The sequence below is a fragment of the Tsuneonella sp. CC-YZS046 genome, from assembly GCF_035581365.1.
GTDB lineage: Bacteria > Pseudomonadota > Alphaproteobacteria > Sphingomonadales > Sphingomonadaceae > JAWKXU01.
Window position 1 is genome coordinate 1,383,007 of sequence record NZ_CP141590.1, and the last position, 15,590, is coordinate 1,398,596.

Annotated in this window: 14 protein-coding genes; 4 read left to right on the forward strand and 10 right to left on the reverse strand. The window is 63.3% G+C overall.

From position 1 onward, the window contains the following. Positions 1–15 precede the first annotated feature (15 nt). From U8326_RS06820 to U8326_RS06845, 6 genes are all read right to left on the reverse strand, one after another. A complete protein-coding gene (locus U8326_RS06820) occupies positions 16–1,650 on the reverse strand; it encodes a preprotein translocase subunit YajC (protein ID WP_324743155.1) in 1,635 nt (544 codons plus the stop codon). Positions 1,651–1,652: 2 nt separating this feature from the next. Then, positions 1,653–2,714, reverse strand: coding sequence for a capsular biosynthesis protein (locus U8326_RS06825; protein ID WP_324743156.1), 1,062 nt, complete (start codon positions 2,712–2,714; stop codon positions 1,653–1,655). Positions 2,715–2,725: 11 nt separating this feature from the next. Continuing rightward, a complete protein-coding gene (locus U8326_RS06830) occupies positions 2,726–4,246 on the reverse strand; it encodes an XrtA system polysaccharide chain length determinant (RefSeq protein WP_324743157.1) in 1,521 nt (506 codons plus the stop codon). Between the two features lie 13 nt (positions 4,247–4,259). Beyond that, complete coding sequence (locus tag U8326_RS06835; RefSeq protein WP_324743159.1) at positions 4,260–4,904, reverse strand: XrtA/PEP-CTERM system exopolysaccharide export protein; 645 nt, start codon at positions 4,902–4,904, stop codon at positions 4,260–4,262. Between the two features lie 191 nt (positions 4,905–5,095). Further along, entirely contained in the window at positions 5,096–6,322 is a 1,227-nt protein-coding gene (locus U8326_RS06840; protein WP_324743160.1) for a pyridoxal-dependent decarboxylase, exosortase A system-associated, read from the reverse strand. Continuing rightward, positions 6,319–7,845: an acyl-CoA ligase (AMP-forming), exosortase A system-associated gene (locus tag U8326_RS06845; protein WP_324743161.1), complete on the reverse strand. Its 1,527-nt coding sequence runs from the start codon at positions 7,843–7,845 to the stop codon at positions 6,319–6,321. Before U8326_RS06845 ends, U8326_RS06840 begins: the two co-directional genes overlap by 4 nt. A 36-nt stretch (positions 7,846–7,881) precedes the next feature. Between U8326_RS06845 and U8326_RS06850 the strand changes: the two genes are divergently transcribed. Genes U8326_RS06850 through U8326_RS06865 form a run of 4 tightly spaced genes read left to right on the forward strand, consistent with a single transcriptional unit; the run spans position 7,882 to position 10,676 of the window. Further along, positions 7,882–8,871 carry a GNAT family N-acetyltransferase gene (locus U8326_RS06850; protein ID WP_324743162.1) on the forward strand — a complete coding sequence of 330 codons (990 nt, stop codon included), beginning with the start codon at positions 7,882–7,884 and terminating at the stop codon, positions 8,869–8,871. 45 nt (positions 8,872–8,916) lie between these two features. Further along, the gene (locus tag U8326_RS06855; protein ID WP_324743163.1) at positions 8,917–9,216 is read left to right on the forward strand and encodes an acyl carrier protein; all 300 of its coding nucleotides are present in this window, start codon (positions 8,917–8,919) and stop codon (positions 9,214–9,216) included. A 9-nt stretch (positions 9,217–9,225) separates the two neighbouring features. Next, positions 9,226–9,903 carry a hypothetical protein gene (locus U8326_RS06860; protein ID WP_324743164.1) on the forward strand — a complete coding sequence of 226 codons (678 nt, stop codon included), beginning with the start codon at positions 9,226–9,228 and terminating at the stop codon, positions 9,901–9,903. Then, entirely contained in the window at positions 9,900–10,676 is a 777-nt protein-coding gene (locus tag U8326_RS06865; RefSeq protein ID WP_324743165.1) for a hydrolase 1, exosortase A system-associated, read from the forward strand. Before U8326_RS06860 ends, U8326_RS06865 begins: the two co-directional genes overlap by 4 nt. Here U8326_RS06865 and U8326_RS06870 read toward each other — a convergent pair. The 4 genes from U8326_RS06870 to ilvD are packed head-to-tail and all read right to left on the reverse strand — an operon-like array spanning position 10,662 to position 15,493. Further along, entirely contained in the window at positions 10,662–11,858 is a 1,197-nt protein-coding gene (locus tag U8326_RS06870; RefSeq protein ID WP_324743166.1) for a class I SAM-dependent RNA methyltransferase, read from the reverse strand. The two genes, U8326_RS06865 and U8326_RS06870, sit on opposite strands and share 15 nt — an antisense overlap. After that, positions 11,855–13,255, reverse strand: coding sequence for an NAD(P)H-hydrate dehydratase (locus U8326_RS06875; protein ID WP_324743167.1), 1,401 nt, complete (start codon positions 13,253–13,255; stop codon positions 11,855–11,857). Before U8326_RS06875 ends, U8326_RS06870 begins: the two co-directional genes overlap by 4 nt. Then, positions 13,239–13,637 carry a hypothetical protein gene (locus U8326_RS06880; RefSeq protein ID WP_324743168.1) on the reverse strand — a complete coding sequence of 133 codons (399 nt, stop codon included), beginning with the start codon at positions 13,635–13,637 and terminating at the stop codon, positions 13,239–13,241. The genes U8326_RS06875 and U8326_RS06880 overlap by 17 nt, the downstream gene beginning before the upstream one ends. Beyond that, a complete protein-coding gene (ilvD, locus tag U8326_RS06885) occupies positions 13,637–15,493 on the reverse strand; it encodes a dihydroxy-acid dehydratase (protein WP_324743169.1) in 1,857 nt (618 codons plus the stop codon). The genes U8326_RS06880 and ilvD overlap by 1 nt, the downstream gene beginning before the upstream one ends. Positions 15,494–15,590: the final 97 nt, after the last annotated feature.

Sequence of the window (15,590 nt, forward strand, 5' to 3'; positions counted from 1 at the left end):
CATCACTCCTTGGGCTCAGAACGAATAACGCATGCCGAGGAGAGCGGTGAGGTAGCTGGAATCCTCCTCGATCTCCCTTGTTATGCCATCGAGACGGACCGCCGCAGTGGCGCTCAGCCGGTCCGTCAGCAGGCGATCATAGGCCAGCCCGGCGCCCCAGGCAGTAACATCGCCACCGTTGGCAAAGCCACTGTTCAGCCAATTGGCCCGGATGTCTCCCGAAAGAGTCGAGCGCCGGTCCAATCGCAGGTTCGCATAGGCGGCAAGCCAGATATTCTCGTCGATCACACCGTTGGCCGAAGCCAGGATCGTGCCTTCCGCGGCGATGAATTTCCGCCGGTCGTAGCCCGCGCCTATGCCGGCCTGTATCCGGCCCAGATCGACCGCATAGCTGGCCGCGATACCACGCCCCCTGAAGGTCGCGGACCGCACCGAACCGAGTGCGCTGCCCAGGCAGGAACCTTGCTCCAGGCTGCCCACACAGCTGTTCAGATCGCCCGTCAGCGCATTGCGGACGGCGTCGAAGCTGGTCGGCAAGGACGACAGCGCATTGTTGAGCTGCCCGCCGAAGCCGGCGACATTGTCATAGACCATGACATTCACGCTGCTGCGCCGAGTCATCTGCCAGCCGAAACTGCCGTGATAGCTTGTCGCCCCATAGCGGCGGCCGACATGGGCCTCCAGGGTAGTGCGCACGCTGGGCCGCCAGATCACGCCGACATCCCAGATCAGCCCCTCGACATCATAGGCCATCACGCGCGGCGCGCTCTTGTCCGTTTTCAGGCGGCCCTTGGAATCGAACACGGGATTGCCATCCGCATCGAACAGCGCATCGCGGCTGGAAATCTCGACATCCTCGTACCCCACGCCGCCGACAAGGGCGACGGTGCGGCTGACCGGCACGGTCACATCGGCCCGGATATGCCTGTCCTCCGCCCTCTGGTCGAGGTTGGAAATATCCTCGCGATACCAGCCAGCGCCGAGGCCCAAGCCGACCGGAAGCACATCGCCCGGCTGCGTCCCGGCATGGAGAGTGGCCATATGAACGGTGCTGTGGTCGAACACATCGACCGGATCGCCATCCGGCCCCGCCAATATGCCGTCCGGCCCTTCGAGACGGGTATAGCCGATCCGGTAATTGGCCGTCAGGGCCACATCGCCCGCATGGGTCTGGAGGCTGGGTCCGGCGTAGACCGAATAGAGGGTGTTGCTGTCGCCATCGCTCGAGAAGGGGTTGAGAACCGAACCGCCATTGCCCTCGAAATGGGTCCGGGTCGCCAGCCCGCCCGCCTCGATCGTGAGGGTGCGGGGGATGATCGACGCCGAAACGCGGGCAATGCCGGTTATCTCGTCCACATCGGGGGCGTCCTTGCCCCAGCCGATCGTCCGTGCATAGCGAAGCGACAATTCGCCCGCGGTGTTGCGGCCGTTGATCGAGGTATCCACGCCTGCCGCCAGCCGGGTATAAGTCACCGTATCGTTCCCGGGGGACAATTCCGCCGACAGGACCTGGGCCGCTTCGATATAGGGCCTCACTTCGATACGCTGCCCGCCTCCAGTGCTTCCGCCGCCGCCTTCGCGAGCGAGCGCCGGGGTGGCGGCAAGCGCCGCGAGAACCGGCAACAGCAGCAATTTCAAGCAAAATCGCATGGTTACCCCCCGTAACCGTAATAGGAACCGAAGCGCCGCCCGCTGGGGCTGAAACGCGCGCCGTTCAGAAGAAGCTTGATGTCGGGGCAGGCCGAAAGGAGGGATATCGCATCCTCCAGCGCGCTTTGCCCGGTCCGGTCCGCCCTGACCACGATCAGGGCCTGCCCCACATATTTCGCAAGCTCGGCAGCCGGAGAGGCCGCAAGAGCCGGCGGAGAATCGAAGATCACGATGCGTTCGGGCGCGCCCCGGGTCAGGCGGTCGAGGACTTCGCCGGCCCGCGAGCTTGCGAGATATTCGCTATCGGAATTGGTCCGGTTGCCCGCAGGCAGCACCCACAATCCGGGAATATCGGTGCGCAGGACGCAATCCTCCACCTTGATCGCGGGATCGGCCAGCGCGTCCATCAGCCCCGGCCCGCCGGCTATTCCCAGAGCGGAAAGAATGGATGGCTTGGCGAAATCCGCATCCACCAGCAGAACCTCGCTGTCCCGCTCCGACGCGATGGAAAGCGCCAGGTTGACGGCGCAGAAGGTCTTTCCCTCACCCGGATGGGGCGAACAGATCAGGATGCGCTGGCCATTGGGGGCAGCCCGCCCTGCCACGGATTCCCTGGCAGTTTGAAGGAGTTGCCGCTTGATTATGCGAAACTCTTCGAGCAGCGCCGTGACCGGCCCTTCCGGCTCGATAAGGCCCTGTTCCCGCAACCAGGCGCGCTTCACCGGGTGCGGCGCACCAGCAAAATTGATGGGTTCGACCCGCTTCTCGGCAACGACTGCAGGCGTCTCATCCGAAGCAGGCGAGGCCGCCGAGGGAGCAGGCTGCTGCGGCTGGGGCGCGGCCTGTGGTTCCGCAGCATCGCGGCCCTCGGCGTCAATGGGGGGCCGATCATCGACCCGGGGCTTGCGGGATCGCAGGCGCTTCGCCAGCGGAGGAAGATCCTTCGGAACCGAAGCCGGCTTCAAGCCGGCAAGGTCGAAAGCCTCTGTCGCCCGTTCAAGCAAGGATTTGCTGGCGGGGTCCGCGCCATCTCCAGGCAGAGGGATCTTGCTTTGATCAGTCATCCCATCCCTCCTCAGACCACCGAGCCGCGCTGGACGAATTCCACGACCAGCAGCACTATGAAGAGACAGCCCAGCCCCGCTGCGCCGCCCAGGAATTGCTTGAACCGCTTCGCTTCGATCAACCGCCGCGCATCGGTGAAAGTGAACGACACCGTCCCCAGAACGGGAAGATCGAGCGCATCTTCGAGCTTGTTGGCGGTGGCGAAGGTCGAGCGCAGATGGCCCACCGCGAAACCCGCGCCCACGCCGGCGCCGATGCCAACGATCAACACGCCAAAAAGCAGCAGGGGCCGGTTGGGCGCGGACGGAATGCGCGGTGTCGTCGGCGGATCGATGATCTCGAACCGGATCGAGCTGTTCTCCGTCTCCACCTGACCACGCAACCGAAGTTCTTCACGATCTTTCAGAAGTTTGTCGTATTGATCTCTCAAGACATCGTAATCCCGGCTGATGCGCTGCGCTTCCGCCGCCACGCCGGGTTCCATCGTCTGATTGGCGATCATCGCGCTGATTTCGGCCTGGAGCGCAGCCTTGCGGGCCTGCAGCGCCTGGACATTGGCCTGCCGTTCCGTGCGGATGGAAATGAGCGAAGTATAGGCCGGGTTCGGCGTGCCGCCCGCTCCATCGCCGGCCGCGACCTGCTTGCGCAAGGATGCGATCTGCTGCTTGAGACTCACGACATCGGGGTGATTGTCGGTAAGTCCACGCGCCTTCATTCCGGCAAGATCCGCCTCGGCCTGCGCCAGCGTGCCTCGCGGCCCGCCGCCAACACCGGGGACGATCAGGGTGGGCGGAGTGCTGCTCAACTGGCCGGTTATCGCGGCAAGCGCGCTCTGAGCGGCAGCCAGATCCGCATCGATGCTGCGCATTTCGGAGCGGCTCGATTCGAGCTTCTGGGCAATGGACGCGGCACCTCCGATCAATTCAGGATGCTGGGCCTCGAAGGCAAGGCGGCGCTGCTCCGCCGCTTCCAGCTGCTTCTGGCGTGCCTCCAGCTGCTGATCCAGAAACTGTATCGTCTCATGCATCTCGCCGCGATCGCCCGCGAGATTTTCCTCGCGGAAGATATCGAGCATCTTCTGAACGATATCCTGAGCAAGTCTGGCGTTTTCCGCGTCGGACAAATCGCTGCGCCCGGATTGGGCGCTGATCTCGAACAGATTGTCCTGCTGGCTGACGATCTTGATCTGCTTCGCCAGCGACTGAACGGCGACCTCCATCTGCGAAGGTGAAACTATATCCTGGCCAATGCGGGTGGCGCGGATGACCTTCTCGAGATTGGTCGCGCTGGTAATCGTCTGGCGAACCCTTTCGATATCCTTCTGCCGGGTTCCAGCGCCGATGCCGATCTGCTGGGCCAGCACATCGTCGAGCTGAACGAATATCCGGGTCTTCAATTCGTAAGTGTTCGGAATGAAAGCGACCGCCAGCCAGCCAAGCAGACACACCGCCCAGCTTATGGCCAGCACCAGCCATCGGCGGTGCCAGATGGAAAAAAGCGCTGCGCGCAGTTCATCATAGATGGCGTTCATGCCGCGGGCGCCCTCAGAACATGCTCTCGGGGATGATGACCACATCGCCCGGCATCAGCAGGACATTCGCCTTGCTGTCCCCCTTCTTGAGAAGGTCGTTCAGGCGCAGCTTGTATTCCTGCTGCTTCCCGCTCTCCTTGTCGAAGCGAACCAGCTTCGCCCGGTTGCCGGCCGCATATTCCGACAGTCCACCCACCGCGATCATCGCATCGAGAATGGTCATGTTCGCGCGATAGGGGATGGACGCAGGCTTTTCCGTGGCGCCCACGATCCGAACCTGCTGGCTGAACGTGCCCGCGAATTTGTTGACGATCACCGACACCAGCGGATCGTTGATATATTGGGACAATTGCAGGCGAACATCTTCCGCCAGCATCGCCGGAGTCTTGCCGACCGCAGGCATGTCCGTGACCAGCGGAGTGGTGATGCGCCCATCCGGCCGCACCTGAACGCTCGCCCCCAGTTCGGGATTGCGCCAGACGTGAATCGTCAGCTCGTCCAGCGGACCGATCACATATTCTTCGCCCGGCCCCTCCTGCATCGCGACGAACTGCGCGGGCTGAAGCTCCCTCGTCGCAGTGCCGGCAGCGCACCCCGAAAGAGTCAGCCCGGCCACTGCGGTTGCGGCCAGCATGTGAGCGAAACGGTTCTTTTGCATCGGTGCGCGTCCTCGCGATTCGGCGGGCCGGACGAGGCGGGGCGCACATGCCCTATCCCCGTCCAGGCCCTGGATCCGAAATGCGGTATTGCGATAAAGGGTGAACATACCGTTAGCCTTTCGGCCAACGGCGCGGCTTTCGGCAGTTTATTACGAATGCGTCCCGAAAAGGGACGGTGTGCCGGAGAATGCTAAACCAGCAGCTCCAGCGCCGGCCCCTGCCCCAAAAAAGCCGCCGGGCTGGCGGTCGCGCCATAGGCGCCGGCGCAGAAAATGGCGACCAGATCGCCGACCTGGGCATCCGGCAGCATCGCCTTGTCCGCCAACCGGTCAAGCGGCGTGCAGAGACAGCCCACCACACTCGCCTCAACCGATGGCGAGCGGGTGAATTGCGTCGCGATCGCCACGGGATAATTGCGGCGAACGACGGTGCCGAAATTGCCGGACGCCGCAAGCTGGTGATGAAGCCCCCCGTCAGTCACCAGGTAAAGCTCGCCATGGCTTTCCTTGCGATCGACGATGCAGGCCAGATAAACTCCCGCCTCACCCACCAGATAACGCCCCAGTTCGATACAAAATTGTGTTTTTGCAATCTCTTGAGGGATATTCTCAAAGCGATTTGACAACGCCTTGCCGACCGCTCCGATATCGAGCGGTTCGTCTCCGGCAAAATATGGAATACCGAAGCCCCCGCCCATGTTGAGATGAGGCAAGGGCGCGCCGATCTCCCGGGCCAGCCGGGCCGCGAGGTCCAGCGTGTTGCCTTGCGCCTCGATTATCGCTTCCGAAGACAATGCCTGGCTGCCGGCGAAGATATGCAGGCCGCGCCATTCCGCTCCGGATGCGACGATCTTTCGCGCAAGCGCCGGCACTCGCTCCGTATCGATACCGAATGGCTTGGCGCCGCCGCCCATTTTCATGCCCGATCCGCGCAATTCGAAATCCGGGTTCACGCGGATAGCCAGACGGGGACGCTTGCCCAGATTCCCGGCGATGGCCAGCGCACGAGCCGCCTCGCCTTCCGATTCCAGGTTGAGCGTGACCCCGGCCGCGATCGCGGCTTCCAGTTCCCAATCACGCTTGCCCGGCCCGGCAAAGCTGACTGTGGCCAGATCGATGCCAGCCTTCCGAACCAGTTCCAGTTCACCGCCGGATGCAATGTCAAATCCATCCACCAAGCCTTTGATGGATTCCAGAAGAGGAATATAAGGATTTGCTTTTACTGCATAATGAATCGAAAGATCATCGGGCATGGCAGAGCGAAGCTTGGCCACCCGCTGCTCGATCATGGCTTTGGAATAAACGAACAGTGGCGTGCCTCCGGCACGAGCGACGAGTTCGCTCGCCCGCACGCCTCCCACGGCAAGTTCGCCATCGACGGCATCGAAGCCGGAAGGTATCGGACCGAGCGGTTTCATGCCGTCAGATCCCGCATTAATGCCGTGCGGTCAATCTTGCCGTTGGGATTGAGCGGCATGGCATCACGCCAGTGGATTACCTTGGGCTGCATGAAATTGGGAAGTTCCTTCATCAGCAAGCCCGGCAACCGCCCCTGCGGATCGTCCACGCCAACCACCGGCCGCACCACCAGATGGATGGCCTGGCCGAGCCGTTCATCGGGCACACCCAGCGCAACCGCTTCCACTACCAGCCCGGTCCCGCGCGCGACATCCTCGAGTTCCTGCGGGCTTATCCGATTGCCCGCACTCTTGATCATGGCGTCACGGCGGCCCACGAAATAGAGCAGGCCATCGGATGCGCGCCTGACCCTGTCCCCCGACCATACCGCCATGCCGCCATACACGGACATCGGCGGCGCAGGCCGGAATCGTTCGGCCGTCCGTTCCGGATCGCGCCAATAGCCTTGCGCCACCAGCGGGCCGCAATGCACGAGTTCTCCTTCCTCATCGGCCTCGGCCAGATCGCCCCGGTCATTGATGACGAGAACTTCCGCGAAGGGGATCGCCTTGCCCATGGAAGTGGGATGCACATCGACCAGGGCCGGGTCGAGAAAAGTGGAACGGAACGCCTCGGTAAGTCCATACATCGGGAAAATGCGCGCATTGGGAAAGGTGGATCGCAGGGCGGCGACAAGATCAGACGTCAATGCGCCCCCGCTGTTGGTCAGCCGGCGCATCGAAGCGGACGCTTCTTCCGGCCACTCCTGCTCCACCAATTGGACCCAAAGCGGCGGAACGGCCGCAAGCGTCGTAACGCCATGCCTCAGGCATGCCTTGATGACGTCGCGCGGGGTGAGATAATCGAGCGGCACGACACAGGCTCCCGCCTTCCAGGCGCTCAAAAGCTGGTTTTGCCCGTAATCGAAGGCAAGCGGGAGGACGCCCAGCACGACGTCATCCGCGGCCAGATCCAGATAATGCGCCACGCTCACCGCCCCCAGCCAGAGGTTGGCATGGCTCAGCACCACGCCCTTGGGCCGGCCCGTCGAACCGCTGGTATAGAGAATTGCGGCCATTTCTCCGGGATCTGCCGACGATGGCGGCAGGAAGCGATCGAGCACCTCCGCATCGGACCAGGCCTCGCCTTCTTCCATCTTGCGGCATGACGCCGGGATGTCGCCCAACTCCAACGATGCCAGACGCGCCTTGTTGGCGATCAACAGAACGGCGCCGCTATCCGCCAATATATGGGCAACCTGGGCGCGCTTGAGCAAAGGATTGATAGGCACATGCACCAGCCCCGCCCGGGCCGCGGCCAATGGCAGGAGACAGCTCAATTCGCCCTTTGCCATCCAGCTCGCGATACGCGCCCCTTTTTCCGGCGCGATCTCCGCGAGCCATGCCGCCAATACGCCTATACGCCTCCTTAAGGCCTGATAGGTAAGGGTCCGGTCGCGCAAGACCAGCGCGGATGCGCCATCCTCTCCCGCCTCGGCGAGATGATCGAGCGGTCGGGGCTGGAGATCAAGCGCAACGGGCATGATGACGTAATATGCTCCCGAGGAGATTCTGGACGGGTGATCGAGGCCAGCTATCACGACAAGGTTAATGTCCTGCAAGACCATAAACTCGCGAGCGAAGGCCCCTTCGACCGCGTGGAATGGTTCGCCTTGCTCGAAGCCAGCGATAATGTGCGGCCGGTAACGATCAAGCTATCCGCCGAAACCGGACTGGCGGCCATGGTGCTCAAGAGGGGGAAAGATCGCCTCGAGCCGCTGGCCAACTGGTATTCCTTCATCTGGCGGCCTGTTTTTACCGCCAACGCTCACCGCGCCGCCCTTCTCGATGCTGCGGCGCGATACCTGAAGCAACATGCCAGGCGCGTCACCTTATGGCCGCTGCCGGATGAAGACGGCAGCGCAACCCTGATCGAAGCCGCCTTCCGCAGGGCAGGCTGGGCCGTATTCCGCTCCGTATGCGACACCAATCATATCCTGCGCGTCCAGGGCAGGGATTATGGAGAATATCTGGCCAGCCGCCCTGGCGCGCTGCGCACCACGCTGAAGCGGAAAGCCAAGAAGGTAGAAATAAATATTTCTAATTATTTTCATGATGATACATGGGAAATATACGAGGAAATCTATGCACAAAGCTGGAAGCCTGAAGAAGGCGACCCATCGCTTCTGCGCCATTTCGCCCAGGCCGAGGGCGATGCAGGCCGCATCCGCCTCGGCATAGCGAGGCACGAAGGCTTGCCTGTGGCTGCCCAATTCTGGACGGTCGAGAACAATACGGCCTACATCCACAAGCTCGCCCATATCGAGAGCGCGCAGAATCTGTCCGCCGGCTCGGTGCTGACAGCCGCGCTCATGAAGCATGTCCTCGACACGGACCGCGTGGAGATCGTCGATTTCGGCACTGGCGACAATGGCTACAAGAAGGACTGGATGGACGATGTTCGCCCCCGCTTCCTGCTGGACTGCCATGACACCAGAAATCCACACTCCTGGCCTTACATACTCCGGGGAACGGCACGCCGGGTTGCCTCTCGTCTTCGGGCTGGCTAGGGCGGCGGCGAGCAAGAATTCGACCGGATGCAAGGCAACATCCCCATGAACAGAACTTCCTTTTCCGATCACGGTGCCATGAACGGCACTGATGTGGACATCATCCTTCGGTCGATCATGGTTGACGTGCTGGGGCTTGGAGAAGCCCAGGTCGCCGGTTTTGACGCGGAAACGGGCTTGTTCGGCTATCTTCCCGAACTCGATTCCATGGCGGTGGCCACCCTGCTCACCGAAATGGAGGATCGTCTCCATATCGTCATCGACGACGATGAGGTCGATGGCGAACTGTTGGAAACCTACGGTGGCCTGCTGGCATTCGCACAATCCAAACGCCCCGAAGGCTGATCGCACCCTGTGATCGCAAGCTGGCCCTGCCCCACGCCCGGCGGCGAGACACAGGCAGAGCTTGCCATCCGCTTCGATCGGAAGCGGCCGAAAAGGCTTCTGGTCCTGCCGGCGCTGTTCGACGAGGGAAACAAGCTGCGCAAGCAGACCGTCGAGGTGATGCGGCGCCTTGCCCATTCAGGAATCGATTGCTTCCTGCCGGACCTGCCGGGCTTCAATGAGAGCCTGCAGCCTCTGGAAGCGCAGTCCCTCGAAACCTTGCGCCAGGCAGCCACGGAAGCAGCGCGCCATTTCAGCGCAACCCATGTGCTGACCATCCGGGCTGGGGCGATCCTGGCGCCGCAGGACCTTCCCGGCTGGCGCTATGCCGGAACCGGCGGGGCGAATGTGCTGCGCGCAATGATGCGCGCCCGTATCGTCGCATCCCGAGAAGCCGGCCGAGACGAGCAGACGTCGTCTCTGGCGGAATTGGGCCGCAGGGACGGTCTGGACCTGGCAGGATACCGGATCGGCCCGAAACTGTTCGCGCAGCTGGAAACCTCGCACCTGCCCGACACCGGCAGGCTGTCAGATGTCGATCAGGAGACTGTCGGCGGCAGCGGCCTTTGGCTGCGGGCGGAACCCTCGGAAAGCGCCGGTCAGGCCGATGCGCTCGCCGCCATCATCGCCATGGGCCTGCTGGCATGATGCGGAAGCATCTCGACTTCGATTGCGCGGGCCACAGACTTGCCGCCACTCTCGATGAAGCCCCGGGCAAGACAGGCCTTCTGATGGTGAGCGGAGGAAACGAGACGCGAGCCGGCGCCTTTTCCGGAATGGCCGCGCTTGCCGCTAGAATTGCCGATCATGGCTATCCCGTGTTTCGCTTCGATCGACGGGGTGTGGGTGACAGCGAGGGCCGGAATCGCGGCTTTCGCGACGCTGCGGCGGACATTGCCGCCGCCATCGCGGCATTCCGGGCCGAAGCGCCGCAACTTCAGCGAATTTACGGCTTCGGCAATTGCGACGGGGCAAGCGCCCTGATGCTTGCGAGCGGACAAGGGCTGGATGGATTGCTGCTGGCCAACCCCTGGACGATCGAAAACGACGCAGGCGGGCTGCCCCCGGCTGCGATCCGCTCACGCTACATGGAGAAGCTCCGCGATCCGGCGGAATTGCTTAGGCTATTGAAGGGGCAGGTTTCGATTGCGAAGCTGGCGCGCGGGCTGCGCCAGGCAATCCGTCCGCCTGCCCCGCCCAGCTCGCTGGCAATGGAAATACGCAATGGCCTGGGTCAGTTCACCGGGCCAGTCATGATCCTGCTGGCGGAATGCGACCGGACCGCACAGGCATTCATCGCTTCATGGGACAAGAGCGATCCCCGGATCGCCCGATGCCCCGACGCCACCCATGCCTTTGCCGAGCCGCATGCGCGCGACTGGATTTTCAATCAGATAATCAAGGCATTATCGGACGAATAGACTAGCCAGTTCAACATGGGTGGACCAGCGGAACTGCCCGACCGGGCGCAACTCCGCCAGACGATAGCCGGCCGCCGACAGGATCTGGGCATCTCGCGCCCAGCTGGAAGGATTGCAGCTGATATAGACGATCTTCGGGACATTGCTCTGGGCAAGCCTGCCGACCTGTTCGCGCGCGCCAGCTCGGGGCGGATCGAGCAGAACCGCGCTGAAGCGGTTCAATTCTTCCTGCAGCAGCGGATTGCGGAACAGGTCGCGATGCATCGCATGGACCGGGCGCCCACTGCGGTTCGCCGCCGCCTTGCAAGCAAGATGGGCATCGCGAGCCGCTTCCACGGCCAGCACTTTCGTATCGCCCGCGAGCGCGAAGGCGAAGGTTCCCAGCCCTGAAAACAGATCGGCCACCGTTGCCGAGCCTGCCAGCCACTCGCGGGCCGCTGACGCAAGCGCAGCCTCCCCATCGGCGGTCGCCTGCAGGAAAGCGCCCGACGGGAATGAAACCGATACGCCCGACAGGTCGATGCTGACTGGCTCAGGCTCCCATAGAGCCTCCGGGCCATATCCCTGATCCAGCGTCAACCGGGCCAGCCCCTGATCCCTCGCGAAATCGAGCATCGCCTCCGTCTGTTCCAGACCTTCGACGGTCAATCTCCTCAGACCGAGATCGACGCCCTGCTCGAGCAGGGTGAGCTCGACATCCGCGGTGAACTTGCCCTTGCGCCGCGACAGCAGCTTTCGCAGCGGGGGAATTACCGCAAAGAGTTCGGGAACGAGTATCTCGCATTGCGCCATGTCGACGATCCGGTGCGCCCCGCCCTCGCGGAAGCCGAGCAAGGCTCTCCCCCCGCCATTCACCGCATGAAGCGTTGCCCTGCGGCGGCTCCTTGGAGGTGAAAGATGGGGTGATCTAATTTTTTCCGAAACGATTCCATGCGCTTGTCCAGCATAGATTACACGGTCGCTCACGAATTGCGCGAGAATGGTATCGTCGCAATGCTGAAGCTGGCAGCTCCCGCAACGGCAGAAATGGCGGCAAGGGGGAGCGACATGATGCGGGCCATGCTCCAGCCTGCCATCCGCCAGCAGCACATCGCCCGGCACCGCGCCGGGCGCATGCCGCCCGTCCGCGGCCTGCCCATCGCCACGCGCGGCGATGCGCGTGATAAAAACCGGCTCGGTCACAGACAATTGGCGATCGCGGCGGAAATATGACCGGCGAGATCGCTGGCGGTGAACGGCGGCCTCACCAGCCGCGCCGCTTCACCGTGCAGCCACACAGCCTCGCTCGCGGCGGCAAAAGCATCTCGCCCGCTGGCCAGCCGGCTCACGAGCAGGCCGGCCAGCACATCGCCGGTTCCCGCGATGGAAAGCCAGCTAGTGGCGGGCCGAGCGAGGGAAAGCCTGCCGTCAGGCGCCGCAATGATCGTGTCCGGGCCTTTCGCGACGATGGCCATTCCACTCGCGCGTGCCAGATCCCGTGCCGCGGACAACTTGCTTTCGGCATCGACCGAAAAGAACGCGCAAAGCTTTTCAAGTTCCCCTTCATGCGGTGTCGCGATCACCGGCGCTTTCCGGCCCGCCAGCATTTCCGGCCGGAGCAGCACCAGCGCATCCGCATCCAGAACCGTGGGGCAATCACGCGCCAGCGCCGTGAGCAACCGTTCCCGTGACGCATTCTGCCGCCCCAGCCCCGGGCCGATGAGAAGCGCTGAAATCCTGGGATCTTCGAGGGCGATTTCCAATGGCTGGTCATTCGCCACCAGATCGATCGGCCGGTGCGCAGGCGGGCTGTCCGCCAGCAATTTGACGTAGCCGGCACCGCCGCGCATCGCTGCTTCGCCCGCCAGCAACGCCGCCCCAGGCATGACGCCGCCTGCCACCGCCACGAGGCCGCGCGAATATTTATGCGCATCCACATCGGGAGCGGCCAGCCTTGGCTTGTTGACGAGGGATGCTGCGCCCTCCACCGCCGCCACACCAATCGGAACCAGGTGCCTTTCCCCCATCATCGGCGAGGACGGCATCAGCCAATGGGCATATTTCCAGGCCCCGAGCGCCAAGGTTAGATGATAGGCAGGGAGGCCGCCATTGAGCAGAAGCCCGCTATCGCTGGCGATCCCGCTAGGCATGTCTACGGCGATCCTGAAACGGTGGCCGGAAGCAAGCGCGACAAGCGTATCGCAGGCGGCACTTTCAAGCGGCCGCCCAAGCCCGCTGCCGAACAGGCAATCCACGAAGACTTCACCCTCGGGCCGCGTTCCCGCATCGACAATCTGTCCCGCGAATGCCGCGCGGGCATTGCGCGCCGCGTCGGTGCCCGGCGGATAGGGGGCAAGCACCTGAACCTCAACTCCACGCTCATGCAGGGTTTGGGCGATCACATAACCATCACCGCCATTGTTGCCCGGGCCGCAAAGAACGGTGACCGTCCGGCCTGCGGCAATCCGCCAGACCCATTCCGCAGCGCCGCGCCCTGCCGTCTGCATCAGCGTGTCGACCGTTTCGCCACCGGCGATCAGGGCCTGCTCGGCCGCTGTCATCTGCGCGACGGTCAGTATCTGGTCACTTGCCTTCGGCATTGTCCCTGTTTTCCTCGACGCCTTTTATCGTGGCGGGGAAGCGATAGCGATCGCCCGCCACGGCAATCACCAGCGCATCCGATGCGACCTGCGCCTGCCCCTCATCGGCGCCATCGGCAACCGCCAGTCCCCGCCCATCCTTCAGCACTTCAAAGCGGCGAAAACCGCCATTGGGGTGATGCACGACAAGGAAGAGCGTGTCGCCTTGCCGGTCGCGCTCCACCGCGCATACAGGCTTCAATTCAGCGGCACCGCCAAGCGCGCAGGAAATGGCCTCACCCCCTGCCACGGAAGCCTTGTCAGGCACGCTTCCATCATTCTCCGAACACCCGGCCGCGAGCACCATCGTTGCCGCCAGCAGCCGGCTGCGCAAGGGGAGCATCAACGGCGCTTGAGCTGGGTAACGTCGCGCACCGCGCCGCGCGCCGCGCTGGTGGTCATCGCCGCATAGGCCTGCAACGCCGCGGAAACCTGCCGCTTGCGCGGCTTCGCGGGTTTCCAGGCGGCAGCCCCTTTGGCTTCCATCGCGGCGTGGCGCGCAGCCAGTTCCTCGTCGCTAACGGCAAGCCGGATGGACCGATTCGGAATGTCGATCTCGATCCGGTCGCCATTCTCCACAAGGCCGATGGCGCCCCCTTCCGCTGCTTCGGGCGAGACATGGCCGATCGAAAGCCCCGAGGTGCCGCCGGAAAAACGCCCATCTGTGATCAGCGCACAGGCGGCCCCAAGACCTTTCGATTTTATATAGCTGGTGGGGTAGAGCATTTCCTGCATCCCGGGCCCGCCACGCGGCCCCTCGTAACGGATGACGACGACATCACCCGCAACGACCTGGCCGGTGAGAATGGCCGTTACCGCCGCGTCCTGGCTCTCGTAAACCTTGGCAGGGCCAGCGAAGGTCAGGATCGATTCATCGACGCCCGCCGTCTTCACGATGCAGCCGTCGCGCGCAATATTGCCGGAAAGGACGGCAAGACCACCATCCTTGCTGAAGGCGTGATCGGCGGAACGGATCACCCCTTTCTGGCGGTCGAGGTCCAGCTCGTCCCAGCGGCGGTCCTGGCTGAATGCGGTCTGCGTCGGCACGCCGCCCGGCGCGGCGAGGAAGAATTCCCGAACCGCCGGATCATTGCTGCGGCCGATGTCCCAGGCGTTGAGCGCATCGCCCAGCGTCGGGCTGTGAACCGTGGGCAGATCGGAGTGAAGCAGCCCGGCCCGGTCGAGTTCGCCCAGGATAGCCATGATCCCGCCAGCCCGGTGGACATCCTCCATATGGACGTCCGCCTTCGCCGGGGCGACCTTGGAAAGGACCGGAACCCGGCGCGACAGGCGGTCGATGTCGGTCATCGTGAAATCCACCCCGGCCTCATAGGCGGCGGCCAGCAGATGCAGCACCGTATTGGTCGACCCGCCCATCGCGATGTCGAGGCTCATCGCGTTCTCGAAAGCCTCAAAGCTCGCGATGGAGCGCGGCAGGACGCTTTCGTCGTCCTGCTCGTAGTAGCGACGACACAGTTCCACGACCAATCGCCCCGCGCGCAGGAACAGGTTCTTCCGGTCCGCATGGGTGGCCAGCGTCGATCCATTGCCCGGCAGAGAAAGGCCGAGAGCCTCGGTCAGGCAATTCATCGAATTCGCGGTGAACATGCCCGAGCAGGAGCCGCAGGTCGGGCAGGCGGAGCGTTCGATGGTGGCGACTTCCTCGTCCGTCATGTTCTCGTCAGCGGCGGCGACCATGGCATCCACCAGATCGAGCGCATGTTCCTTGCCGCGAAGCACGACCTTGCCTGCCTCCATCGGACCGCCGGATACGAAGATCACGGGAATATTGATCCGCAACGCCGCCATCAGCATTCCGGGCGTGATCTTGTCGCAATTGGAGATGCAGACCATCGCATCGGCGCAATGGGCATTGACCATATATTCCACGCTATCGGCGATAAGGTCGCGCGAAGGCAGGCTGTAGAGCATGCCGTCATGCCCCATCGCGATACCATCATCGACGGCGATGGTGTTGAATTCCTTGGCGACGCCCCCCGCCGCCTCAATCTCGCGGGCAACCATCTGGCCAAGATCCTTGAGGTGGACATGGCCCGGCACGAACTGGGTGAAGCTGTTGACCACCGCGATGATCGGCTTGCCGAAATCCGTCTCCTTCATGCCGGTCGCGCGCCACAGGCCACGCGCACCCGCCATGTTGCGGCCATGGGTGGAAGTGCGGGAACGATAGGCAGGCATGGGTCGAACTCCAGTCGGGATATGCTCGGTCAGGCAGCAATGCTGCGCCCCTACCGCAGGATCACCTTCAGCCGAAGCGGAAAATGGCCGAATGCGG

Coding starts and splice junctions, on each gene's coding strand:
- U8326_RS06820 (WP_324743155.1), bottom strand. CDS start 1,650: ATGCGATTTTGCTTGAAATTGCTGCTGTTGCCGGTTCTCGCGGCGCTT.
- U8326_RS06845 (WP_324743161.1), bottom strand. CDS start 7,845: ATGCCCGTTGCGCTTGATCTCCAGCCCCGACCGCTCGATCATCTCGCC.
- U8326_RS06865 (WP_324743165.1), top strand. CDS start 9,900: ATGATGCGGAAGCATCTCGACTTCGATTGCGCGGGCCACAGACTTGCC.
- U8326_RS06835 (WP_324743159.1), bottom strand. CDS start 4,904: ATGCAAAAGAACCGTTTCGCTCACATGCTGGCCGCAACCGCAGTGGCC.
- ilvD (WP_324743169.1), bottom strand. CDS start 15,493: ATGCCTGCCTATCGTTCCCGCACTTCCACCCATGGCCGCAACATGGCG.
- U8326_RS06875 (WP_324743167.1), bottom strand. CDS start 13,255: ATGCCGAAGGCAAGTGACCAGATACTGACCGTCGCGCAGATGACAGCG.
- U8326_RS06825 (WP_324743156.1), bottom strand. CDS start 2,714: ATGACTGATCAAAGCAAGATCCCTCTGCCTGGAGATGGCGCGGACCCC.
- U8326_RS06830 (WP_324743157.1), bottom strand. CDS start 4,246: ATGAACGCCATCTATGATGAACTGCGCGCAGCGCTTTTTTCCATCTGG.
- U8326_RS06855 (WP_324743163.1), top strand. CDS start 8,917: ATGAACAGAACTTCCTTTTCCGATCACGGTGCCATGAACGGCACTGAT.
- U8326_RS06880 (WP_324743168.1), bottom strand. CDS start 13,637: ATGCTCCCCTTGCGCAGCCGGCTGCTGGCGGCAACGATGGTGCTCGCG.
- U8326_RS06840 (WP_324743160.1), bottom strand. CDS start 6,322: ATGAAACCGCTCGGTCCGATACCTTCCGGCTTCGATGCCGTCGATGGC.